Here is a 22,960-nt window from a genome sequence, read left to right as displayed (position 1 = left end):
GCAAAGACGCGCAGTTTTAGTTTTGGAGTGTGTCGATGTAACTCGCGGCGGCGTGCGCGGCAAGGGCACCATCCGAAGTAGCAGTAATAACCTGCCGGAAAGACTTAGCGCGCACATCCCCCGCAGCGAAAATCCCCTCTACAGAGGTACGCATCTCGTCGTCGGTGACGATATAACCGGTGGAATCCTTTTCTGCGTCGGGCAAAAGACCGGTGATGGGAACCATACCGATGAAGAAGAAAACAGCATCACACGCGAGCTCTCGCGTTTCTCCCGTCTTAACATCCTTAAGCAGAACGGAGGAAACTTTCGTTTCACCACGTACCGCTTCAAGCGTAGTGTTCCATTGAACGGCAATATGTGGATTTTTAAGTGTGCGCTCTGCAATGGCCTTCTGTGCACGCAGAGTGTCCCTGCGGTGAATCATCGTCACCCGATCGGTGAGGCGAGACAGTACTAGCGATTCATCACACGCAGCGTCACCCCCACCAATGACCACCACGTGCTTGTTTCTAAAGAAGGGTCCATCGCAGGTGGCACAATAGGAAACGCCACGGCCTAAAAACTCACTCTCCCCCGGGATGCCCATCTTGCGATGCTCTGCACCGGTGGCAAGAATAACAGACATCGCCGTATATGCTCCCGTACCCGTGGTAATGTGGAAAACGCTATCGCGCTTACCGATAGTGGTAACTTCTTCGTAAGCAATCTGAGCCCCAAAGGCAACTGCCTGCTTTTTCATGTTTTCCGCGTACTCGAAGCCACTGATAGGAGTTGCATAACCCGGATAGTTTTCCAACGAATCAATAAGCAATGCTTGACCACCGTGTGCCTTGCTCTCAATCACAAGGGTCCTGAGATTGGCGCGACATGCGTACTGCGCTGCGGACAGTCCCGCGGCCCCAGCGCCTACGATGATAACGTCGTAATCTGTCTCCATGCCGAGAGTGTATGCACGCGTAACTGATTAGTCAACGCTTTTTTAGGTGCCCTATGTATGCCGGTAAAAAATATATGATTGAATTCAGGAGAAGATACGTGTGGAATTGATTATTCCTGCCGTGCGTGCGCCTGTCATTCTCAGCGGTTAGGCCCTTCCTTTCCCTTGGTTTGTAGGGAGGTCATTCTAGTAATTCGTGTCAGAATACATTAGACTCACGCCATGGGCGCGGCTACGACGGGGTTTCCCATAAAGGCTGCAGTCATACACTTCACCGCTCTTAGCAGACATGAACAGTATATCGTCTCGCGCGCGCTGTGTGCTTTGCGCACGCAGCCTCGGCGTGCGCAGGTTGTACGCCGGCGCGTGTCTAATTTAAAACGTCTGGTCCGTGCTATGCGTTCGTACTCAGGTGCAGATGGTGCGGACGTAGAAAGGTTTGGAAAGGGAACGGTGACAGACCTGGCCGATGCAGGAAGGTTCCTCTTTTTACCTGCACGTGTGGCGCTTAGGCGTGGGTACCTGATTGCTAAAATCCAAACCTTTGCGTTTCTTACGCAGGAGGTAACGCGGGTAGCTCTAGCTGAGTACCTGGTGCAGGAGTTGCGCCAGGTGCAGTTTGCACTCGTGTGTATGCTCATGACAGAGGATCTATACCTCTCTCTAATGGAGCAGGAGCACGTACCCGCGCGTTTGAAGACTGCTGTTACGCATGCGCTCGTAGCGCTGTGGGAACAGCGTCCGGATGAACGTGCGCGGCGCGCTACGTCGGCACTGCATCAGGTGTGGTGTGCACGGGAGCACTTGGCCCCTAGCTTTGGCTCAATGCTCGGTTCTAGTGAGTTGTTTTTGCTCTCGACAGAGCTAGACGAGATGTGGCGCGACTTTTTAGTGCAGCGCTTGAGCGAAGCAGGAGTTTGTACCGCACTAGAGGAGTTCCTGTTTGGTATTTCACATGAGCAGATCCAAGCCATTCGCTTGCAATTGCGTGCGCAGGGGGTTGCGGCACTGAGCCGTCAGGAAGCATACGCCCTGATCGGGGAAAAGGGCGGGGGAGAAAACACGCAGGCGCACGCATACCAGCGTGTAGCTGATCTGTGCTCCTTTTATAGGTCGTTTATAATACGCAAAAGAGATGCCCAGGCGCGACTACGCCTAAATATGCCTGGACCTGTACGAACCATCGAAGAACACTACGTGGAGTACCTTTTTTTCCGTCAGGGGGAAGCCTGTTTTGTACATTAACGTGCGAGCTGCGCCTTCTACAAAGAGTTTTCCTTTAGGAAAGGTGTGTCGCGTCGAGACAAGCGGTCAGCACCTACTGTTTTTTCATACTCCATCACCCGAAGCGTCCCCACGCGCACCTGCGTGGAAAGCTGGGTGCGCAAAAAGCACACTATCTGAGGGTGCCGTATTCGTTCGGCTCCTTGTTTTACCCATACGGCGCAGTGCGCTTGCCCTTGCGTGTCTACGCGCACGTGTGCGTGCACCACGCACGGATGTTGCATAAGCACACAAACAAGATCCTCTGCGTACACCGCTTCTCCGCGCGCACCGAGTTGCATATGGCACGAGCTGCTGCAGGGGAGGAGATTACCGGTTTCTGTCTTTGTCCAAAGCGTCCCTGTACGGAGCCAGCCGTCGGGAGTAAACGCTGCACGTGTGCGTACCTCATCGCGCCAATAGCCGGGTGTTACACCCTCTCCCCGTAAGGCAAGTTCCCCGGTGCTGGTGAACGCGTTGTAGTTTAAAAGGCGCGTTTTTAAACCGGGCACCGCACGCGTCTGAGTGCGTGGCGCCGGCATGTCTTTGTCTTTTGTATTTTTCTTTGCGGTCACAAAAATGAGCACGCTCGCATGTAGATACCCGTGAAAGAGCACCGCTTCCAGCGAGATCCGGTGCAAAATCTGCGTGTGTTCACTGCACTCTTCGCTCCAGAGAACCAAGAGGCGCAGCTGTCCTCCAAGTTGGGTATGGAGCTGCCGAGCACAGGGGCGGCGCGAACGCAGCTGCTCGGAAGCCTCCAGAAAAGGTGGGAGACAGAAAAGCAACGTCGGCTTTACGCATTGCAATTGCTGCAGTGGCAACCGCATCTGTGGGAGTGGAGGTGCATACCACACGCAGGCACCCTGTAAAAAAAACTGCAAGAAACGCACACACGAACTCGAATAAGTGTGCAAGGGGGAGGAGCGAAAAAACCACATCGTGCGTGCGTACACGCAGTACACGCTGTGCATATCGCGCGGTGCACAGTAAATTCCGTTGGGTAAATGTTACGGCACGGGGAGGAGTGCCAGCGCCTCCGGTGCTGGTGTACACCACGCTGGCAATGGCATCCGGGTCTGATCCAGCATTCTTCCAGTGCGTCACAGGTACTGGAGTGTTTTGTACACCGTCCGTTGTGCAGACAAGGGAGAAATCTTCCAGAGCGATCAGTGTTCTTTGCGCGGTGTGCGATACGGTAGAAAGGTCCTGCCCGTCTTTTGCGGAGCAAGAAGCAGCGTCCGGATCGGTGAGTGTATCCGCTTGGGCGAGTGTTTCTCTTTCTGCAGCGCCCGCAATGACACAGCAAACGTGAGCATGCTGGAGGCAGCGGCGCAGCTCCTGCGGACTGAGCTCTGGTACGAGAGGGACTGCGCGGGCACCAAGGCTTACTATTGCAAAGTAGCTAACTCCCCACTGTGGACAGTTGGGGCCAAAGAGCGCAACGCAGCTTCCTGCGCGCACACCACAGCGCATCAGCAACTGGCGTGCACGGCGCACACGCTGTGCAAAGAGACGGTAGTTCAAGCAGCACCGCGAATGCGCGTCCGTAGCATGGCCTAGGAAGCAGACTGCATTTTGAGATCCAAAGTGCTGGGCACAGTGTCTGAGTGCCGCTTCAAAGGTAAGATGTGGCACGGTTCCCCTTCGACTGTACATGGCGGGCATAGTATCTGCATTTGTTACGTTTTTCTACCGTTTTATATCTTTTACTACGTCATACGTGCAGTGTGTACGAAGCATTATCGCAGAGCACGCGGGTCCCCACGGATGGTTTTTATGACCGTAAAACTTCTGTAGTGGCATTAAACGCCGCAATACGCGATGCGATACGGCCAGGAGAGTGCAGAAAGCTACGGTGTAGCCGTGTCAGCGCAGGGGTAATTGGTGATAAGCACTTCGCACCTTTTTCCCCTTGCGTGAGCGGATCGTGCGATACACCGAGGGGCGTTGAGTTGTTGCACACGGAATGGACGATACCATGCGCGTACCTCAGGGCAATCGCTGTTTGAGAGCATAAAAAGAACTCCCCGCGCGTCTAGGTGCATGCAAAACGCAGCAAGCGATTCGTGCGCTGCTCTATCAAAACCGGTTTTATCATAGGCACTGAAGGTGCCAAGGTACGGTGGATCGAGATACACAAAATCTCCTCGTGCAGGTTGAATGCAAGAAAAGTGTTGGCAGTTAAGAGTGGTGTTTGCTAGCGCACGCGCGCAGCTGCGTAAATTCTCCTCATCAATGCGTATTGCAAGGTGTCCGACCTGCGCCGCAGGCTGTGTACTGCGAGGGGTAGGCGCGGTGGTATTTAGAAAAGGAGACGCAGGTGCAGCGCGTCCGAGAGGCACATTGAATTGACCTGCTTTATTGACACGGTACAGTCCGTTATAGCAGCTCCGATTCAGGTACAGGAAAAGCGCGGCAACCTCGAGCGGATGCTCGCATACGGCGAATTTACGCCGCGCAAGACGGTAATAGGTAGGGGTGTGGCAGGCGATGTGCTGTCCAACCCGGACGATAAGTTCTTCTACACGGTCACGAACGGCTGCATACGCACACAGCAGTGGCCAATTTATGTCAGATAGATAGATGTCGTGTAGGCGCACCCGAGTACACGCGCACAAGTGCCAAAAGAGCGCTCCCCCTCCCACGAAAGGCTCAAAGTAGGAGCCGAATGTCTGTGGCATATGCGCAAAAAGGGTTGGGGCGAGGGCGCGCTTTCCTCCTGCCCATTTTACGAAGGGGCGGGCGGTGTCAGAGCGGGACAAGGAGAGTATCCTTACAGGGCAGCATACGCGCTACTCCCGGAGGGTGCCGGATAATTGTTCCCATGCAAGGCGAGCGGCGCACTGTTCTGCGCTTTTTTTGCTGGTGCCATAACCGGGTCCGAAGCGTGCATCGCCAACGGTAACATCCACCCAGAAGCGTACGCTGTGATCAGGTCCGGTGCGCTTGACGACCGTGTACTCCGGCTTACTACGATAGCGCTGATGTGCAAGCACCTGGAGGGTAGATTTGTAGTCATGGTGCAAATTTTTCTCTCGTATGGGGCGGACACGGGGGAGCAGGAGACGGAGAACAAAACGCTCTGCCGCCTTGAACCCTGAATCCAAAAAAAGCGCACCGATGACAGCTTCGGTAGCGTCGGCAAGGATGGCTTTTTTGTGCCGACCTCCTGAAAGCTCCTCCCCTTTTCCTAGCAGAAGGTAGTGGTCTATACGCAGGCTCAAGGCAATGTCCGAGAGGGTGTCAGTAGACACGAGCACCGCCTTAGTCTTTGCTAAATCCCCCTCGTGACTGTCGGGAAGTGCGCGATACAGGCAAGCGGCGGCTACCGCGCCAAGCACGGCATCCCCGAGAAACTCCATGCGCTCATTGTGGCGCACACCGCAATGGTCCTCTTTTGAGGAAAACAAAGACCGGTGAGAAAGTGCCTGGTCGAGTGCGGTAGGATCGCGGAATTTAACGCCGAGCGTCTCTTGCAGGCGCCGGAGAGACTCCCTACGCTCGGGGGTGAGGGGAGAACGAGAGCGGGAAAAAATATGACCGAGACACAGGCTCATGTCACTTTGGACTTGATGAACTCGTACGCATCTCTGACTGTTTCGAACTCGTTTGCTTTTTCGTCGGGGATAGTAATCCCCATCTCCTCTTCGATCGCATAGACCAACTCGTAGGTATCTAGGCTATCAGCACCGAGATCTCCTCGGAAGGAGGAATCAAGCGTGATGGACGCCTCCTCCACCTCTAATTTCTCTGCCACTAATGCCCTCATTCTTAAGAACAACTCATCCACGGGGCAGCCTCCTTGTGCGCGAGCAAAAGGCAGTCGCTCAGGTGCACACTCGCACGGGCACTAGCAAAGGTCATCAGGGTTAATCACCTGGCGCCCCCGGTAGAAGCCACACCTACCACACACACGGTGAGACTGCACAAAATTACCACAGTTCCCACACTCAACAAGATGCGGGGCCTCAAGCCGCATATTAACCGCACGCCTTCTACGGGTGCGTGCTTTTGAGGTATTTGCTCGGGGCACTGCCATAGGGTGCGCTCCTTTCTGCGCAAGAACTGTGCGCTTCGGACCGTCGACCGCAACACACAGGCTCGCCATTGTGCATGTTCTTCGGTGAACGGTCAAGGGTGCTCATGTGTGCTTCTTAGCATTGTGCAATGCCCCCTGCGTGTGTGGGGGTAAGGGACGGATGTATTGCAAGAGGGAGAGAGCGTATCCCTCTGCATACAGAGCGTACCGGGAGCGCACGGCAGGTAATGGAGCTTTTTGGGAGATATCTGGATCCGGTGCACGGGGAGCAGTACAATGGGTGCCCCATGTTCGTAGTTACCGTGCAAAAGTGGACGCAGGAGACGTGGACTGCAGAAACGTTTTTACAAAGTCCTGCGTGGGCGCACTTCAAGCGAGCGTACGGCTGGCAGACGTACGTGTTCAGCGTGCATGTGCGCCCGGATGCAAACACTGGGGGAGAAAAACACTTTCCCCTGCTCATTCTGTGCAAGAATATTAAGCCCTTTGGCGTGTTTGCGTATGCGCCGGGTGCTCCCCCGTATCTTCAGGACGATCAGATTCCGTCACGGCAGATGGCGCGCGCACGTGCCAGTCTGCTACGTGAGTTAACGAGCGCGCTACTTCCCTTTTTCGTGCGTAAGCCGTTCCTCGTGCGGTTTGATCCCCCGTGGGGGTGGGCTGCTGCGGTGTGCTCGCTCCCTTCTCTTGCATCCTCCTCTACGCATTGCGCGGTGGGAACAGAGATGGAGCTCTTTACGCGAGAGCTCCACGCGTGTGGACTACGGCGCGCTGCTTGTAACGTGCAGCCTCAGGATACATTGCTGTTGGATATGCGCCCCGCGCGGGAAGATATTTTTGCTGCTTTCAAACCAAAATGGCGCTACAACGTTCGACGTGCGCAAAAGCACGGTGTGCGTGTGGCGCGTTTTGATACGCTCGCGCAGGAGGGTTCTCCGGGTAGTCTGCGCGCGGCGGTGGATGTGTTTTACGCGCTGTACCAAAAAACTGCGGCGCGTGATCGCATTGCCATCCACACCCGTCAATATTATCGCGATTTTTGCACCGCATTTGCAGCACAGGGGATGCTGGTGCTCTGTCTTGCCTATGCTCCGCGTGCAGCACTGCGGGTGCGTATTGCAGGAAAAGACACACCGAAGAACATAGAGACACCCCATCCCCCGGCATCGGAAGACAGAGAATTAGGGTGCGCTGATGAGCAGGCAATTGCAGCTTTGGTATTGTTGTGTTTTGACACGTGCGCAACTTATGTGTATGGAGCTTCTGACTATTCAGCACGCCATCTTATGGCACCGTATGCGCTGCAATGGTATGCAATTCAAGAAGCGCGTGCGCGCGGCTGTCTTTGGTATGATTTTTACGGTATTCCGCCAACGGACGATGTGCGTCACCCAATGCACGGGTTGTACCGTTTTAAAACAGGTTTTGGCGGATTCGTATTCCATCGTGTAGGAAGCGTAGATATGCCGGTTCGGCAATTGCATGCTGCGGCATATGCATGTGCTGAGCGTGTGCGTATGGGGTGGTTCAAGCGTGTTCGACGGATGGTGTGCGCCTGTCTGCAGTCACTCGGTAGACAGCGTACTCAAAACTATTCAGCGCATACTGCAGGCGCAGGTGCGTGATGGAACTACATGTGGGGAGTCCGGTGCTCTATCGAAAGCGCCCTGCGTGTGTACACGCTATCGAGCGAGGGAAGGATGCGAAGATCACCATTGAAACCGAACACGGGTTAAGACGCGTGCGCGTGAAAGACGTTTTGCTCTTGCACCCGGGCACTGTTTCTTCCCTGGTAGAACTATTGTCTGCGTCTCACATTGCGCGTATAAGCGAGGAATCCGTACAGGACGCGCGCGAGTTTTTCGGTACCGAAGCTCCTTCCTTTTTTGAACTTGCAGAGCTCCTCTGGGGGGCTTCTGCCGCGCAGTCGTGGGCCTATTGGGAGCAAAGTGTGCAAAGTGCGTATTTTGTTTGCAATGAGCCTGCCGCCGCAGTGCGCATCCGCTCTCAGCAAGAGTGCGCATCCTGCGCAGTGCAGGAAGAAAAAAAGGAAGCGCGTCAGGCGTTAAAGCAGGCGTTCATCCAGGAGCTACGGCGCGTCGCACGAAGTGCACGCAATATGGCACCAACTGCGCAGGAAGGAATGCATCGTGTGCACGTGTCGCAGGTGAACGAGCAGTTTACGCCCTTTCTGCAGGAAATCGAAGCGTTCGCGTTGGGGCACGCGAATCGCTGTAAGATTTTGCAGTGTGCCTTAGGCTGCGAGCACAGGGAGCAAGCGCATGAAATACTCTTGCACTTCGGGTTCTGGCCGGTGTATCGCAATCCGTATCCTGATCGTCTGTGTCCTCTATTTTTAAGTCCTGCTCATGTGTCTGGTTCTGATGGAGAACGTGCGGCGCAGCAAGATGTGCACACACATAGGTGTGTCACTCAAGCACGCACAGATTGTACGCATCTTGCCGCGTATGCCATCGATGGGGAGGGTACGCGCGACCCTGACGATGCGATCAGTTTCGATGGTACGTATTTTTGGATCCATGTAGCGAGCCCTGCAGAGCTCGTTCTTCCTGATTCGCACGCAGATGCATGCGCACGTACACGGGGTGCTTCGCTCTATTTGCCTGAAGGCGCAGTGCGCATGCTCAGCGACGTGGTGGTTGATACGTGTGCACTCGCGCGCGACGCAGTTTCTCCTGCACTGTCTTTTAAAATTTTACTTGATGAGCACGGTGACATCAGCTGTGTGCACGTGCTCCGGAGCATGGTGCGTGTTACGCGCCTTTCCTATGCGGAGGCGGATTCCCAGCGCGATACCCCCGCGTTGCAGCCTCTTTTTGACTTTGCGCGCAACAACATTGCACGGAGAAAAGGGCGCGGCGCAGTGGACATTTGCTTTCCTGATGTCCACATGAGGGTAGATTTTCCTGTGCAAGAAACAGGGCAAGCGGGAAAGGAAATGAACGCCGGGGACGTGCCCGATACACAGGGAAAGGTGCCGCGTGTTCACATTGAAGCACAGCAGTCGTACGAGTCTATGAGCATGGTGCGTGAATTCATGCTCTTAGCGGGAGAAGCGGCAGCACGGTTTGCCTTTCTACATAACCTTGCCTTTCCTTATGTGAGTCAGGAACGTCCTCAGCTGCCCGTGCAACTACCAGCGGGATTGGCGGGGGAGTACAAAAAGCGGCGCGCGATGAAAGCTCGTCGCGTGAGCACAACCGCCGCGGTGCACGCAGCACTCGGGCTGTCTCAGTACAGTCAGGTGACCAGTCCTTTGCGTCGCTATGTGGATTTGCTTGCGCATCAACAATTACTGGCGTGTATTGATCACGCGTATGCAAAAGCTCCTGCTGTAGGAAGTGCACAGACAAACGAGACGCTTGCGCTCAAGCTTGCGCAGGCAGATGAGGCAGCGCGCCAGGCCACACAAGCAGAGCGTGTATCGCGTCGTCACTGGACGCTCGTATACTTTTTGATGCACCCACACACGCGGTACGAAGCGATTGTGTTGGAGCCACTGCAACCGCGTGCACACGTGTGGTTACCTGCTGTTGCTCTTGAGGCGGATGTAGCATTAGGTCGGCAGGCGCAGTTCAACGAACGCGTAATGCTCCGTGTCGTGCGTGTGCGCCTTGCCACGTTAGAAGTACATTTTTCTGTCTGCGAGCACTGTCACCGCGGCGTGACGCAGGCTGTAGAAGGTGAGGCGGAGCAGCCCTCATAAGAGGAGTATGTTTTCGGATCTGTGTTATTCCCCTGTGGATATTTCAGGCGGTGCGTGTACGGTAGCCACTTGGCTGGTTCCTCCCTGCAGGGCGTGCCCGGTTTCTGCGTCAAAGTACAGTGCTTTGGACAAATCGAGTGCAAGGGTAAGCAAAGTTCCCTCGTGTGCGGTTAGGGTATGATTGCAGCGGGCAACTATCGGTTGTACACCTGCATCGAGATACACAAACGTTTCTGCCCCTAAAGCTTCAACTGCAAGTACTTTTAGCTGAATGACGTTGGCGCATTCTCGCGCGAGTGTTTCTTCCGTGCGCGGCGTGATAGCTTCCGGTCTGAGGCCAAAGACTACCTGTGTGCCAATATAGTTTTTTAACAAAAAGGACGCGGGGATATCCGGTCGAAGAACAAAAAGACCTGCATCAATTTTTATCCCATGCTCATCTTTAACAATCGTAACAGGGAAACAATTCATAGGAGGAGAACCAATGAATTGTGCAACGAACGTGTTCGCAGGATGCTGGTAGATATGGAGAGGAGAACCAATCTGTTGTACGCACCCGTCTTTCATGATGACAATCTTATCTGCCATTGTCATCGCTTCCATTTGATCATGGGTGACGTAAATCATCGTGGCCTTTAGGCGCTTGTGAAGAAGAGAGATTTCGGATCGCATTTGCACGCGCAACTTTGCATCTAAATTTGACAATGGCTCATCAAAGAGAAAAACCTTAGGATTTCTGACAATGGCACGTCCAACTGCAACGCGTTGTCGCTGTCCCCCCGAAAGTGCTTTGGGTTTTCGGGCAAGCAGTGGTTCGATATCAAGAACACGCGCTGCTTCGTGGACACGGCGGATGATTTCTTGCTGAGGGATTTTACGGATTCTAAGGCCGAACGCCATGTTGTCAAAAACGTTCATGTGTGGGTAGAGCGCGTAGTTTTGAAAGACCATCGCGATATTGCGATCTTTTGGTGTAACGTGATTCATGTGCTCACCGTCAATGTAGAGGTCACCTGAGCAGATATCTTCAAGCCCTGCAATGATACGTAGTGCAGTTGACTTGCCGCATCCAGATGGTCCGATGAACACCACGAACTCTCCACTTTCTGCGGTAATAGTTACGTCTTTTACTGCATGGACGCATCCGTGATACGTCTTACAGATATGCTTGAGTTCAACCTTTGCCATAGCGTTTACATTCCTTTTGAAACACGGGTGCGCAACACACTACTTTCCTTACGCAAACGGGAGGTGGTGTTGTCATGTTACGCGCTCTGCATGTGGTGCAAGCGGTCGTCTAGATATGCGACAAGCGCTTCGGTAAACAAATCTTGATTTATCAATTCGTGTGCAAAGAAACGGAAGCCGATGGCACCGGCGTGTCCACCGCCGTTTTGAATAGCAAAATGAGATAGCAGTAAACGCAAATCCAACTGTTTCACCCGCGCGGCAGTGCGCACGCGCCACTGCGTGACATAAAATTGCTGTGTTGGATCTGGATACGCGGAGATACCGATACCTGAGATACTCTCTGCAATGTTGCTGGTCGCCATTTTTATCAACGAAACGAAATGTTCTGCATTGCAACACTCGTGCAACGCCTGTGTTTGTGTCTGATTGAGAAGGAGCAGGGAAATACTGCCGCGGTGTTGCACGTTTTTCACCATTGTTTGGTAAACCGCATGTTCTTCAGCGGACAGAGACTCCAGGGTATGGAGGATTTGTTTGGTGGATGCTATGTTCCCGGTAATCGGTTTTGTTTTTTCCCTGAGCATAGTGTTCAGCCTCTGGGTGAAGTAGGTGTAGAGCGCGCGGTCTTTCCGACTTATCAAATAAGCACCTGTCTTTGCATCCCCTATCATACCGGTGAGTATTGAAAGCACAACATTGCGTGAATACAAATTGCGTATCCCAAGCGCAGTGCGCTGCGCGTGGTTACGCGCGAGTTTGTAACAAAGATAAGCGATGATTTCGCACGTGCTAGAGGCGCGTGCGATAAGGCTGTAGCCTGGATCACCGCAGCAGGCAGCGTTTGCAAAAAGGTGATGGTCAAGTTCAATTTTACGGATAGTCGAATCTGAAAGGAGTAGTCGGCACGACGGAGGCGCGTAGATCATACCGGGATTTGGGGTGTCTAGAATGACCAGGGCATCCGGCATACGGGGGACAGTTTGTGTATCGAGATGCACGGCAATTCCGTTATAGAGACAAATATCAATGAGGAATGAAATCTGCACACGAATGGGACCTTGACAACAAATTTCCACGCGTTTATTGCATCGCGTGAGCAGGAGTGCGAAGGCTACTAACGATGCGATACAGTCTTCATCAGGATGTTCATGTCCGAGCAAAAGAAAGGAGCCGTGTATCGCAATCTCCTGCAGAATATTTCGGACGACGGCATTTTTCGCTGCAATGGAGAGATCTCGTTTTGGCGACGGAGAATAGGTGTAGTCACACGCTAGCGCGCCCATGACGGCGAGTATACTATAGAGTGTCCGCTGGTGTGCGGCAAATGAGACCGTTCTCCCAATTATTTTCTGGGTAATGTTGCTCCCTTGTTACTCGTGTGAATTTGCAGTACCGTTGGGCCAGAGGCAGCTTGGCGTGCGCAGGAGTGATTGTGTGTGCGCCAGACGTGACGGAGCCGAGGTTGTATTGAGTTTTCCTTTTGCATGATGACGTTTCCCGAGGCTGCATCGTTTTTGCCGTTCGTGCGGCGCGCAAAGGCGTGCCTGCGCGTCTTGCGTATATGAACGGACTGCAGCCCTGCCTTGTGCAGGGTGTGTCTTGCGATTGCGTTGGGGCATGCTGCAAGAAGCGTACACAGGGGGGCATCCCCCACGAGGGTATGGAGAGGAAATGAAAATTATCATCAGTGCTTCTGTGCAAATTATTCTTGATCAGGCCTTTGATTTAGCGCGTAAGCGGCGTCACGAGTACATCACCGCAGAGCATGTTCTTTTTTCTGCCCTTGCGCATCCTGCTGCGTTGGAAATTATCAATCTCTGTAGCGCGGATATCGCGCTCATCCATAGTAATCTGTCAGAGTTTTTAAAAACACAAGTTCCCGTTGACTTAAGTCATACTCCTTCTCAATCACTGGGTTTTCAGCATCTGCTTAAGCGTGCAGTCTTGTATTGCGAGGCGAATAAAAAAAGTGCTCTTGAAGTCGGAGATCTGTTGGTAAGTCTCCTCCAAGCGGAGACAAACTATGCTTCGTACTACATGCGTATGTCGGGTATGAGTACGGCGCGCTTGATTGAAGTAATAGCTCGTGTCAATGGCATCCGACACGGGGATAAGAATGTGTCGATGGGGTCGAACGCGCAAGAAAGGTATTCAGAGTCAGACGACGTTGGCGAATCTGCAGGGCACGGTCCTCCGCTCGATGGAACAGAGGGGGATGGTAACACAGCGGACGTACATGTGCACTATGAACACTGCGCGCATAAACGCACGGATGCAGATACGCATCGGTATACGGTGCTGGAAAAGTATACGGTGAATCTCACCGAACGTGCTCGTCGGGGAGAGCTTGCTCCGCTCATTGGGCGTACGCAGGAAATTGAGCGGACGATTCAGATTTTGTGCCGGAGACAGAAGAATAATCCGGTACATGTGGGTGAAGCTGGTGTGGGAAAGACGGCAATTACTGAGGGGCTTGCGCAACGTATCGTGCGGTGCGATGTGCCAGAGGCGTTAGAGGGAGTAGAGATTTTTAGCCTTGATATGACAAGCCTGTTAGCAGGTACAAAGTTTCGAGGGGATTTTGAAGAGCGGCTCAAGCGTCTTGCAGAAGAGTTGGAAAAGAAAACACAAGCAATTCTTTTTATTGATGAAATTCATACGGTAGTCGGTACTGGCTCAGGCGGTTCGGGTGGTTTGGATGCGTCTAACTTACTCAAACCGCTGCTTTCTTCAGGAAAGATTCGCTGTATTGGTTCTACCACGTATGAGGAATACACCAAACATTTTCGCAAAGATCAGGCGTTAGCACGGCGTTTTCAAAAAATTGATATTGAAGAGCCTTCTGAGGAGGAAACCCTCCGAATTTTGGAAGGGATTCGCACGCTTTACGAAGACTTTCATGCAGTGCATTACAGTGATGAAGCATTAGCTGCTGCGGTGAGACTTTCGGTGCAATACATCCAAGGGAGACATCTGCCGGATAAGGCGATTGATATTATCGACGAAGCAGGCGCGTGTGCAAAGCTATCCCGGGGAAAGCACGGAACAGAGGGAGTGTGTTCAGTAATTGGGGAGTCGGATATAGACGAAATTGTGGCAAAAATTGCGAAAATCCCTAAGCAGCGGGTATCTGCAAGTGAAATAGAAAAGTTGCGTAACTTTGAGCGCAGTATTTCAGAAAAAATTTTTGGACAAGGCGAGGCAATTGACTTAGTCACTCGTACGCTGAAGCGCGCGCGGGTGGGATTGCGCGTAAAGCATAAACCTATAGCAAACTTGCTTTTTGTGGGGGCTACCGGTGTGGGAAAAACAGAGCTTGCGCGGACGCTTGCCCAGGAACTAGGGATTGTGCTGCATCGTTTTGACATGAGTGAGTATCAGGAAAAGCACACGGTGAGTCGGTTGATCGGCTCACCGCCCGGTTATGTTGGGTTTGAAGAGGGGGGATTGCTCACCGACGCGGTAAGGAAACAACCGCATGCGGTGCTCCTTTTGGACGAAATAGAAAAAGCTCACCCGGACATTTTTAATGTCCTGCTCCAGGTTATGGATTACGCAACGCTCACTGACAACCAAGGCAGAAAAGCGGATTTTCGCAATGTTATTTTGATAATGACAAGTAATGCGGGTGCCCGGAACATGGGTGTTTCTCTCATCGGTTTTCACAAGGGGCAGGTGGGTACTGCAGTTATCGACGAAGCAGTAGAACGTATTTTCTCTCCAGAATTTCGGAATCGGCTGGACGCAGTTATTCGTTTTGATGCGTTGTCCTTGGAAACGATGGAACGCATCGCCCGCAAGGAGCTTGCCCTGGTGTGTGAGCAACTGCAGAAAAAACACATTCGTTTTGATATTACCGATGATGCACTCGCGTTGCTCGCTGAGCGTAGTCACTCAGGGGGAAGTGGTGCGCGTAATGTTGCACGCTTGGTAGAGCAAGAAGTTGCAAATGTGCTTGCAGATCTTATGCTTTTTGGAGGAGTCGCTGAGGGGGATGCGTTGCGGTGCACGGTAAAAGATCGGCATGCTCAATGCAATTTTCTCCGCATCGAGTGCGTGCAGTCTTCGTATTCGGGGAGTATCCAAGACGCGCTGGGGTGATGATGCGTGGCACGGTAACGGTGTATCCGTGTGGTAGGCAGTGCACGTGCACTGAGTTATTCAAACGCGTTTCTCTCTTATCTTCCGCCAAAGCTCTACACTCCATACCGCCACCTCGTCTATGATCCTGCGTGCGTTCCCACCGGCAGTGAGAGTGGTGCCTGAAACGAGCGGAACGCGAGCGAGCACCATTCCATTTGATTCGTCAAGAACATGCGCAAAACCGATAACGTCCGTTTCTTGTAGCGGTGCGCGCAAAAGGGGAGGGAGTGCGAACGTTATGCTGATGCGCGTACCGGGCGTATTCAGAACTGGGCACGATGTACACGAGGGGTGGAGGATTGGTCGCAGTGCCCCAGGGCGCTTACTGCCCAGGACGGGAATAGCACAGGGAAGCGCATCACTGATAGCCGTGCGTACATCGGTGCACTGGAAATGGGTGAACGCCCAGTATAGAAGGGTAGCGCCGTCACGCGCGCGGATGCGCTTTCCTTCGGGAATGGAATTCCCTGCGCCGCCTAAGATAACTGCAATGATGCGGGTGTCTCCGCGCAGACTGCTGAGCGCGACGTTAAAACCGGATTCGCGGATATAGCCAGTTTTTAATCCGTCGCAGCCGGGCACTGCTGTGGAAACGTTTCCGCGCGCTGCGGTTGCTGCAAGCAGGGTGTTGGTTGCAGGGAAACGTGTGTGTGGGGGTATTCTCGAAGTAGCGGGAGAGTTACTACGCTGAAAGTAGCTGCGCGCATGAAAGCGTGCAAGGTTTTCAGGCCATCGGCGCACATACTGGCAACAAAAGAGCACAAAGTCACGCGCAGTAGTTACATTGTGTTCGCTCAGACCGCTTGGTTCCACAAAGCGTGTGCGCGTAAGACCCCATTTCTGTACAAGCGTGTTCATGCGCGTGCAGAACGCCGGTATACTGCCTGCAACTGCATAAGCGAGGGTGTAGGCTGCATCGTTCCCCGAAGCGATGTTCATACCTGCGAGTAAGTCGTGTACGCTGATGTACTCACCTGTACGTAAAAATATAAGCGAGCTGCCCGGTGCAAAGGCCTGCGCGCTACCTGCAAGCGGTACGCGTATACGCTGTTGCCAGTGGAGTTCTCCACGCTCGAGTGCTTCCATGACCACTGCACAGGTAACCAGTTTTGCCAAGGACGCCGGGGGGAGGGGTAGGTCTGCGCAGAAGGAGGCAAGGAGTGTGCCGCTTCCTCCTTCGGCGATGGCGTACGCGCGGGCACTGATGGGGGGTGGGGTGGATCCTGCAGATAGATTGGTAAATTGAAGCGTACGGATAGGGTGAGCAGAAAAGGGATTACGGGACGACGGAGAAAAACGCAGTGTTGGGGAGAAAAGAAAGGAAGGGTGGAGTACTCGCTGCGCGTGCCACTGCAGCGCCCCTGCCCCGACTACGCACGCACCTAACGCATACAGCGCGCGCTGCCCACGCCGCCGTGCCACGGCGCGCAGGGAGCGCGATGAGTGGTCTTTCAAACGGGCAGTACACGCGTGTACCGGGTGTCCCGGCACACCGTATTAGGGACAGAGCGTACGGCACGGGCCGACCGCACATGCGTCACCCCTTGAAAAGCACGCCGCGACACGTCCTGTGTATCACAGAAAACACCACACGGGTCATCATACAGCCTCCCGGCAGAGCATGTTGTTTGCATTACTTTAGTATAGCAGAATGCGAAGTGTGCAGCGAAGGATTCATCAATCCTGTTGCGTTCTCTTCTTTTTTGTGAGGCATATATTGCACCGGATGCTCCTTGCGTCTGCCTGCCCTTTTGGGCAACACTTGTTGCCAGAAACCTGTCTTCACGAAGTCTTGTTTAAATCAGAGTAGGAAACGCTATGACGCGAAAATTAATCACCGCCGCACTCCCCTATGTGAACAACGTTCCACATTTGGGAAATCTTATCCAGGGTCTTTCTGCAGACGTTTTCGCACGTTTCTGTCGGATGCGCGGCTATCACACGTGTTTTGTATGTGGTACCGACGAATACGGCACGGCAAGCGAAACCCGTGCGGCAGAACAAGGTCTCAGTCCTGCACAATTGTGTGCGCACTACCATGCACTGCATCGCGACATCTATCAGTGGTTTGATCTGTCCTTCGATTATTTTGGGCGCACTACAAGCGATGCGCATACTGAGCTTACGCAAGCGTTGTTTCGTCATTTGGATGCGCGGGGTTTTATCAGTGAACATGAAAGTGCGCAGGCGTACTGTCTGCACTGTGCACGGTTTCTTGCTGATCGCTATTTGCGCGGTACCTGTCCCCATTGCCGTAATGCTGAGGCGCGTGCTGACCAGTGCGAGCACTGTGGAGTGCTCCTTGAGCCGGAAACGCTCCTGAATGCGCGCTGTGTGAGCTGTGGCACGGCGCCGGAGTTTCGCCCTACGCGTCATTTGTATTTAAATTTGCCTGCACTGGAAAAAGCCTACCGCTCGTGGTTTTGCACCACGAATCATCTGTGGACTAAAAACGCGGTGCGTATGACTGAAGGTTGGCTACGTACGGGATTGCAGGAGCGTGCGATCACGCGCGATCTGCGCTGGGGGGTGCCAGTTCCCAAAGCAGGATTTGAGCAGAAGGTATTTTATGTGTGGTTCGATGCGCCAGTCGGTTACATTTCCATTACTAAGTGCGGCACAGAGGCAGCTTCCTCGCAAGAAGGGGGGGGGACCGACGATGGCGTGAAAGAAAAATGGCAGTCTTGGTGGCTTGATCAGCAGGATGTGGAGTTGGTCCAGTTTGTGGGGAAGGACAATATTCCCTTTCATACGCTGTTTTTCCCCTGCATGCTCATCGGTTCCGGGCAGCGGTGGACGATGCTTACGCGTCTTTCTGCGACGGAGTATTTGAATTACGAAGGGGGGAAGTTTTCTAAGTCTTTAGGGGTGGGCGTTTTTGGTTCGGATGCAAAAGAATCGGGCATTCCCTCAGATCTGTGGCGTTTTTATCTCCTGTACCATAGACCGGAAAAAAGCGATGCGCACTTTACCTGGCATGAGTTTCAGGAGCGTGTAAACAGTGAGTTGATTGGTAATCTGTGTAATCTGGTCAATCGTACGCTCACCTTTGTGGCGCGTACGTACGGGGGCGTGGTCCCTGCGCAAGATGGAGCGCGCAGCACCCGTGCGCAGGTGATGGAAGAAACGCTTGCGCTCCGCGAAGCGGTGCGGAATACTGCAAAGCGCATGACAGATTTAATGGAGCAGGTACAGTTGCGAGAAGCGTTTAGAGAAGTGTTTGCGCTCTCAGCGCGTGCGAATAAGGCGTTGCAGGATGGTGCACCGTGGAAAACGCGGGCGCAGGACCGTGAACGTGCAGACGCCTTGATGCGTGAGTTATGCTATGTGATTCGGGATGTGCTGATTTTAGCGCATCCTTTTTTGCCGTGGTACACGCAGCAAGCGGCCCGATTTTTGGGTGTTCAGTTGTCTTCCTGTGCACCAGAGGGGGGAGGAGCTGTGTGTGCTGCGAAGAAAGACGCGGATACGGCGCAGCCGGACACAGTGCAACCGACCCTCCGATGGTCAGACGTGGGAGAACGCAAGGGTTTAACGCAGGTGCATCCGCCGGTGATTTTATTCCGTCCGTTGGAGACGGAAACTATTGCTGCGTATCGTGCCCGCTATGCTGGAACAGCCAGGGATGGGGCAGGAGTGAGCGTACCGCGCACTGCACAGATGCCCACGGGAATGAATAAGAAAGAGACAGACGCTCAACAAAAGAAGGAGGAGCGTGAAATGCCCCCTCCCTCAGATACTGCACGGTTATCTGCATTTTTTTCTGAGCGCGTTGTACTGAAAGTAGCACGAGTGTTGCAGGTGGAGCGTCATCCGAATGCGGATATGCTTTTTGTTGAAACATTAGATGATGGCTCTGGCGTTGAGCGCGTTATTGTTTCTGGTCTTGTGCCTTATATGGCTGCAGATGCGTTGCGTGGTGCGCACGTGCTTATTGTGGATAATCTGCAGCCGCGCTCACTGCGTGGGGTACGGTCTTGCGGCATGCTGTTGGCCGCAGAGTATGTAGATGCGCAGGGCACAAAGGCAATTGAATTGGTGCAGGCGCCATGGGCTCTGCCCGGTGAACGCGCAACACTTGCGAGTGCGCCGCCGGTCATTACACCGCACGGGTCTGCCGTTATCGATGCGGACGCTTTTTTTTCTGTGCCTATTCGTGTGGTAAATTATGCAGTAGAAGTTGCAGGTGAGCCGCTCATGGTTGGAGGAAGGCCACTGGTAATGCAGCGAGTGAAAGAGGGAACTGTCGGCTAGGAATATTCACAGAGCATTTGGTTTTCCGTGTCGGATAGGGGGAGCGCAGCATGAACGTGGGATTTTTGGGTTTTGGAGCAATGGGACGGGCGCTGGCAGAAGGGTTGGTGCACGCAGGAGCGCTGCAAGCGGCTCAAGTGTACGCCTGTGCGTTAAATCAGGAAAAGTTGCGTGCGCAGTGTACATCTTTGGGCATAGGTGCCTGCGCGTCAGTTCAGGAACTGGTACAGAAAAGTGAATGGATTTTTCTTGCAGTCAAACCATCTCAAATCAGCACGGTACTGCGCGATCGCCAATCCTTTCAGGGAAAAGTGCTTATTTCCCTTGCGGCGGGTATGTCTTGCGCTGCATACGAGGCATTGTTTGCCGCGGACCCTCATCAGGGTATCCGTCACCTGTCACTTTTGCCGAACTTACCTTGTCAGGTGGCGCGGGGGGTGATCATTGCAGAAGCGCGCCACACCCTGCACCACGATGAGCACGCTGCGCTTTTAGCAGTGCTGCGCACAGTTGCACAGGTAGAGGTGGTGGACACCGCGTACTTTGCGATCGCAGGGGTGATTGCAGGCTGTGCTCCGGCGTTTGCCGCGCAGTTTATAGAAGCGCTCGCTGACGCAGGGGTGCGCTATGGCCTGGCGCGCGATCAAGCGTACCGGCTTGCGGCACACATGCTTGAAGGGACTGCAGCGCTCATACAGCACAGTGGTGTACATCCTGCACAACTTAAAGATCGCGTGTGCTCTCCTGCAGGGAGTACTATTCGCGGGGTGCTTGCGTTAGAGGAGCAGGGATTGCGCCGTGCAGTTATACACGCGGTGCGCGCTGCGCTCAGTTCTTCCTAAGGGGTGGGCAGGGTGCATTGCTTGTTTTTTTTGACTGCTGACAGTACAGTTGCACCCTTGTGAAAAGTTCGTGCGTATATTGGCGGATCGGGGTTCTCGTTTGTATTCTGTGTGGAGTGGGGAGCTGTGGCGGTCGTGCGCGCGTGCGCGAGTATTCGCGTGCGGAGCTTGTTATCGGTACGCTCTGTCGCGTGCGCGTGTACTCTAAGCGACCTGCTGCTGAAGTGCACGCGGCGCTTGAGGAGGTGTTCACGCTGCTACAACAACAGGAGATGGTGCTGAGTGCTAACCGTGATGACTCTGCGCTTGCTGCCCTAAACGCTCAGGCAGGTTCGGCACCGGTTGTTGTTGACAGGTCGCTGTATGCGTTGCTTGAGCGTGCGCTTTTTTTTGCAGAAAAGAGTGGGGGTGCGTTTAACCCCGCACTAGGTGCGGTAGTCAAGCTTTGGAATATTGGCTTTGACCGTGCTGCTGTCCCTGACCCCGACGCGCTCAAGGAGGCGCTGACACGTTGTGATTTTCGTCAGGTGCACCTGCGCGCTGGGGTATCGGTGGGCGCGCCACACACGGTACAGTTGGCACAAGCGGGCATGCAGTTGGATTTGGGCGCCATTGCTAAAGGATTCCTTGCGGACAAGATTGTACAACTGCTCACTGCGCATGCTTTGGATTCAGCGCTCGTTGATCTGGGAGGAAATATTTTTGCCCTTGGTCTTAAGTATGGAGATGTGCGCTCAGCAGCCGCGCAGCGGTTGGAATGGAACGTGGGTATTCGCGATCCGCACGGCACGGGGCAGAAGCCTGCACTGGTGGTGTCGGTGCGCGATTGCTCGGTGGTGACTTCTGGTGCGTACGAGCGTTTCTTTGAGCGTGACGGGGTACGCTACCATCATATCATCGATCCGGTTACCGGGTTTCCGGCACACACTGATGTGGATTCTGTGTCTATCTTTGCACCCCGTTCCACAGATGCAGATGCGCTTGCTACCGCCTGTTTTGTATTGGGGTATGAGAAAAGCTGTGCGCTCTTGCGTGAATTTCCCGGTGTTGACGCGCTGTTTATTTTTCCTGACAAGCGCGTGCGCGCAAGTGCAGGGATTGTCGATCGCGTGCGTGTGCTCGATGCACGTTTCGTGTTAGAGCGTTAGGACAGCACGTGTGCTGTTCGTGTGTAAAAAAGTGTGGCGGACTGTCCTCATCATGGTGTGTGTGCAGGATGCGTGCGCGGGGGTTCGGTCAGATGTCAGGGTGTAGGCAAAGATGAGCGCAGCGCTGACAAGAGGTGTTGAGTGCACCCTTTACTCCTAGGTTCAGTGAGCTGCGTAATTTTGAATCGAGGAGTACAGTGATGGAGACGTTTTTTACCTCAGAGTCTGTGAGTGAGGGTCATCCTGATAAGCTGTGCGACCAGATTTCTGACGCTGTTCTTGATGCCTGTCTTTCGCAAGATCCTCACAGTTGTGTTGCGTGCGAAACTTTTGCCTCCACGTCCCTTATCCTGATTGGAGGTGAAATTAGCACGCGGGCGCATATTAATCTTACCCAAATTGCGCGTGATGTTGCCGCTGACATTGGATATGTAAGCGCTGATGTCGGTCTTGATGCAGCGTCCATGGCTGTTCTTGATATGACTCATCATCAGTCGCCTGATATTGCGCAGGGGGTGCACGGTGCAGGACTGAAGGAGTTTGCAGGATCGCAGGGGGCAGGGGATCAGGGGATTATGTTTGGTTTTGCGTGCCGCGAGACGCCGGAGTTTATGCCCGCCCCCCTCATGTGCGCGCACGCGGTTGTGCGCTATGCTGCCACGCTTCGTCATGAACGCCGTGTGCCGTGGCTGCGTCCTGATGCAAAAAGTCAGGTTACCGTACAATACGAGGGACATCGACCGGTACGTATCAGTGCGGTTGTGTTTTCTCAGCAGCATGATCCGTCACCTTCATACGAAACCATTAGAGAAACGCTCATAGAGGAGATAGTGCGTCCGGCGCTTGCACCTACAGGTCTGTTAGATGAAAACACGCGTTTTTTTATCAATCCAACCGGTCGTTTTGTCATTGGCGGTCCCTTTGGGGACACTGGTTTGACCGGGAGAAAGATCATCGTAGACACGTATGGGGGAATGGGCCGCCATGGAGGAGGCTCCTTTTCAGGTAAGGATGCATCTAAGGTAGATCGTTCTGCAGCGTATATGGCGCGTTATATTGCAAAAAATATTGTGGCAGCCGACCTTGCTGAGCGCTGTGAGGTGCAGCTTGCATACGCAATCGGCGTACCATATCCGGTTTCGCTGCGGATAGAAACATTTGGAACGGCGCGCGCATCTGAGTCACACATCACACACGCGGTGAAAGAGATTTTTGATTTAACCCCAGCGGGTATCGTGCGCACGTTGGACCTGTGTGCGCCTCGGTACCGCTCGACTGCAGTGTATGGTCACTTTGGGCGCGAACAGTTTCCTTGGGAACGCACAGACTGCGTGTGCGACTTACAGCGTGCGGTGCGCCCGTTCGCGCTCTCTGGCCAGATAAAAGAGTAGCTTCGTTTCTTTTTTGTCT

At 53.7% G+C, this 22,960-nt stretch carries 18 protein-coding genes and 1 pseudogene; 8 read left to right on the top strand and 11 right to left on the bottom strand.

What is annotated here, in order from left to right; all coding sequences use genetic code 11:
* Positions 1-16: 16 nt before the first annotated feature.
* Positions 17-940 carry a thioredoxin-disulfide reductase gene (gene trxB / locus TPANIC_RS04030; protein ID WP_010882258.1) on the bottom strand — a complete coding sequence of 308 codons (924 nt, stop codon included), beginning with the start codon at positions 938-940 and terminating at the stop codon, positions 17-19.
* A gap of 222 nt (positions 941-1,162) precedes the next feature.
* On the opposite strand from trxB, the gene TPANIC_RS04025 reads away from it, so the two are divergent.
* A complete protein-coding gene (locus tag TPANIC_RS04025; RefSeq protein ID WP_014342828.1) occupies positions 1,163-2,185 on the top strand; it encodes a hypothetical protein in 1,023 nt (340 codons plus the stop codon).
* A 17-nt stretch (positions 2,186-2,202) separates the two neighbouring features.
* Here the strand turns inward: TPANIC_RS04025 and TPANIC_RS05605 are convergent, their stop codons facing one another.
* From TPANIC_RS05605 to rpmF, 6 genes and pseudogenes are all read right to left on the bottom strand, one after another.
* Entirely contained in the window at positions 2,203-3,144 is a 942-nt protein-coding gene (locus TPANIC_RS05605) for an AMP-binding protein (protein ID WP_075743341.1), read from the bottom strand.
* Positions 3,125-3,862, bottom strand: a pseudogene (locus tag TPANIC_RS05675) (AMP-binding protein); the annotation flags it as partial. The pseudogene TPANIC_RS05675 and the gene TPANIC_RS05605, both read right to left, overlap by 20 nt.
* 194 nt (positions 3,863-4,056) lie before the next feature.
* The gene (locus TPANIC_RS04010) at positions 4,057-4,968 is read right to left on the bottom strand and encodes a DNA adenine methylase (protein WP_010882255.1); all 912 of its coding nucleotides are present in this window, start codon (positions 4,966-4,968) and stop codon (positions 4,057-4,059) included.
* A gap of 30 nt (positions 4,969-4,998) precedes the next feature.
* Positions 4,999-5,763, bottom strand: a complete 765-nt coding sequence (gene rnc, locus TPANIC_RS04005; protein ID WP_010882254.1) for a ribonuclease III — start codon at positions 5,761-5,763, stop codon at positions 4,999-5,001.
* The gene (gene acpP / locus TPANIC_RS04000; RefSeq protein WP_010882253.1) at positions 5,760-5,996 is read right to left on the bottom strand and encodes an acyl carrier protein; all 237 of its coding nucleotides are present in this window, start codon (positions 5,994-5,996) and stop codon (positions 5,760-5,762) included. Before acpP ends, rnc begins: the two co-directional genes overlap by 4 nt.
* 60 nt (positions 5,997-6,056) lie before the next feature.
* A complete protein-coding gene (gene rpmF, locus TPANIC_RS03995) occupies positions 6,057-6,245 on the bottom strand; it encodes a 50S ribosomal protein L32 (RefSeq protein ID WP_010882252.1) in 189 nt (62 codons plus the stop codon).
* Between the two features lie 227 nt (positions 6,246-6,472).
* On the opposite strand from rpmF, the gene TPANIC_RS03990 reads away from it, so the two are divergent.
* Both TPANIC_RS03990 and TPANIC_RS03985 read left to right on the top strand, forming a co-directional pair.
* Complete coding sequence (locus TPANIC_RS03990; RefSeq protein ID WP_235214035.1) at positions 6,473-7,870, top strand: peptidoglycan bridge formation glycyltransferase FemA/FemB family protein; 1,398 nt, start codon at positions 6,473-6,475, stop codon at positions 7,868-7,870.
* Entirely contained in the window at positions 7,870-9,972 is a 2,103-nt protein-coding gene (locus TPANIC_RS03985; RefSeq protein ID WP_014342827.1) for a ribonuclease catalytic domain-containing protein, read from the top strand. Before TPANIC_RS03990 ends, TPANIC_RS03985 begins: the two co-directional genes overlap by 1 nt.
* 24 nt (positions 9,973-9,996) lie before the next feature.
* Here TPANIC_RS03985 and TPANIC_RS03980 read toward each other — a convergent pair whose 3' ends face one another.
* The 3 genes from TPANIC_RS03980 to TPANIC_RS05355 form a co-directional block, all read right to left on the bottom strand.
* Positions 9,997-11,160 carry an ABC transporter ATP-binding protein gene (locus TPANIC_RS03980; RefSeq protein ID WP_010882249.1) on the bottom strand — a complete coding sequence of 388 codons (1,164 nt, stop codon included), beginning with the start codon at positions 11,158-11,160 and terminating at the stop codon, positions 9,997-9,999.
* Between the two features lie 77 nt (positions 11,161-11,237).
* The gene (locus tag TPANIC_RS03975; RefSeq protein WP_010882248.1) at positions 11,238-12,446 is read right to left on the bottom strand and encodes a DHH family phosphoesterase; all 1,209 of its coding nucleotides are present in this window, start codon (positions 12,444-12,446) and stop codon (positions 11,238-11,240) included.
* A 13-nt stretch (positions 12,447-12,459) separates the two neighbouring features.
* Positions 12,460-12,789, bottom strand: coding sequence for a hypothetical protein (locus tag TPANIC_RS05355; protein WP_010882247.1), 330 nt, complete (start codon positions 12,787-12,789; stop codon positions 12,460-12,462).
* A 45-nt stretch (positions 12,790-12,834) separates the two neighbouring features.
* Here TPANIC_RS05355 and clpA point away from each other — a divergent pair, with 45 nt between their 5' ends.
* Positions 12,835-15,264, top strand: a complete 2,430-nt coding sequence (gene clpA, locus TPANIC_RS03965; RefSeq protein WP_010882246.1) for an ATP-dependent Clp protease ATP-binding subunit ClpA — start codon at positions 12,835-12,837, stop codon at positions 15,262-15,264.
* Between the two features lie 60 nt (positions 15,265-15,324).
* On the opposite strand, the gene TPANIC_RS03960 is transcribed toward clpA, so the two are convergent.
* Positions 15,325-16,728, bottom strand: a complete 1,404-nt coding sequence (locus TPANIC_RS03960; protein ID WP_237249937.1) for a D-alanyl-D-alanine carboxypeptidase family protein — start codon at positions 16,726-16,728, stop codon at positions 15,325-15,327.
* Between the two features lie 396 nt (positions 16,729-17,124).
* Between TPANIC_RS03960 and metG the strand changes: the two genes are divergently transcribed.
* The 4 genes from metG (at position 17,125) to metK (ending at position 22,941) form a co-directional block, all read left to right on the top strand.
* Positions 17,125-19,560, top strand: coding sequence for a methionine--tRNA ligase (gene metG / locus TPANIC_RS03950; protein WP_010882243.1), 2,436 nt, complete (start codon positions 17,125-17,127; stop codon positions 19,558-19,560).
* A 50-nt stretch (positions 19,561-19,610) separates the two neighbouring features.
* The gene (gene proC / locus TPANIC_RS03945; protein ID WP_010882242.1) at positions 19,611-20,402 is read left to right on the top strand and encodes a pyrroline-5-carboxylate reductase; all 792 of its coding nucleotides are present in this window, start codon (positions 19,611-19,613) and stop codon (positions 20,400-20,402) included.
* A gap of 59 nt (positions 20,403-20,461) precedes the next feature.
* Complete coding sequence (locus TPANIC_RS03940; protein WP_014342584.1) at positions 20,462-21,550, top strand: FAD:protein FMN transferase; 1,089 nt, start codon at positions 20,462-20,464, stop codon at positions 21,548-21,550.
* 200 nt (positions 21,551-21,750) lie between these two features.
* Entirely contained in the window at positions 21,751-22,941 is a 1,191-nt protein-coding gene (metK, locus tag TPANIC_RS03935; RefSeq protein WP_010882239.1) for a methionine adenosyltransferase, read from the top strand.
* The last annotated feature ends 19 nt before the right edge of the window (positions 22,942-22,960 follow it).

The sequence above is a fragment of the Treponema pallidum subsp. pallidum str. Nichols genome (genome assembly GCF_000410535.2).
Classification (GTDB): domain Bacteria; phylum Spirochaetota; class Spirochaetia; order Treponematales; family Treponemataceae; genus Treponema; species Treponema pallidum.
The sequence above is the reverse complement of the archived record's forward strand: the minus strand, read 5'-3'. Positions and strand labels throughout refer to the sequence as shown.

What these genes read in the sequence shown, in the direction of transcription:
- TPANIC_RS03990 (WP_235214035.1), top strand. Translation starts at nt 6,473, where the DNA reads ATGGAGCTTTTTGGGAGATATCTGGATCCGGTGCACGGGGAGCAGTAC.
- trxB (WP_010882258.1), bottom strand. Translation starts at nt 940, where the DNA reads ATGGAGACAGATTACGACGTTATCATCGTAGGCGCTGGGGCCGCGGGA.
- metK (WP_010882239.1), top strand. Translation starts at nt 21,751, where the DNA reads ATGGAGACGTTTTTTACCTCAGAGTCTGTGAGTGAGGGTCATCCTGAT.
- metG (WP_010882243.1), top strand. Translation starts at nt 17,125, where the DNA reads ATGACGCGAAAATTAATCACCGCCGCACTCCCCTATGTGAACAACGTT.
- TPANIC_RS05605 (WP_075743341.1), bottom strand. Translation starts at nt 3,144, where the DNA reads ATGTGGTTTTTTCGCTCCTCCCCCTTGCACACTTATTCGAGTTCGTGT.
- rnc (WP_010882254.1), bottom strand. Translation starts at nt 5,763, where the DNA reads ATGAGCCTGTGTCTCGGTCATATTTTTTCCCGCTCTCGTTCTCCCCTC.
- TPANIC_RS03980 (WP_010882249.1), bottom strand. Translation starts at nt 11,160, where the DNA reads ATGGCAAAGGTTGAACTCAAGCATATCTGTAAGACGTATCACGGATGC.
- TPANIC_RS03985 (WP_014342827.1), top strand. Translation starts at nt 7,870, where the DNA reads ATGGAACTACATGTGGGGAGTCCGGTGCTCTATCGAAAGCGCCCTGCG.
- proC (WP_010882242.1), top strand. Translation starts at nt 19,611, where the DNA reads ATGAACGTGGGATTTTTGGGTTTTGGAGCAATGGGACGGGCGCTGGCA.
- rpmF (WP_010882252.1), bottom strand. Translation starts at nt 6,245, where the DNA reads ATGGCAGTGCCCCGAGCAAATACCTCAAAAGCACGCACCCGTAGAAGG.
- clpA (WP_010882246.1), top strand. Translation starts at nt 12,835, where the DNA reads ATGAAAATTATCATCAGTGCTTCTGTGCAAATTATTCTTGATCAGGCC.
- TPANIC_RS04025 (WP_014342828.1), top strand. Translation starts at nt 1,163, where the DNA reads ATGGGCGCGGCTACGACGGGGTTTCCCATAAAGGCTGCAGTCATACAC.
- TPANIC_RS03975 (WP_010882248.1), bottom strand. Translation starts at nt 12,446, where the DNA reads ATGGGCGCGCTAGCGTGTGACTACACCTATTCTCCGTCGCCAAAACGA.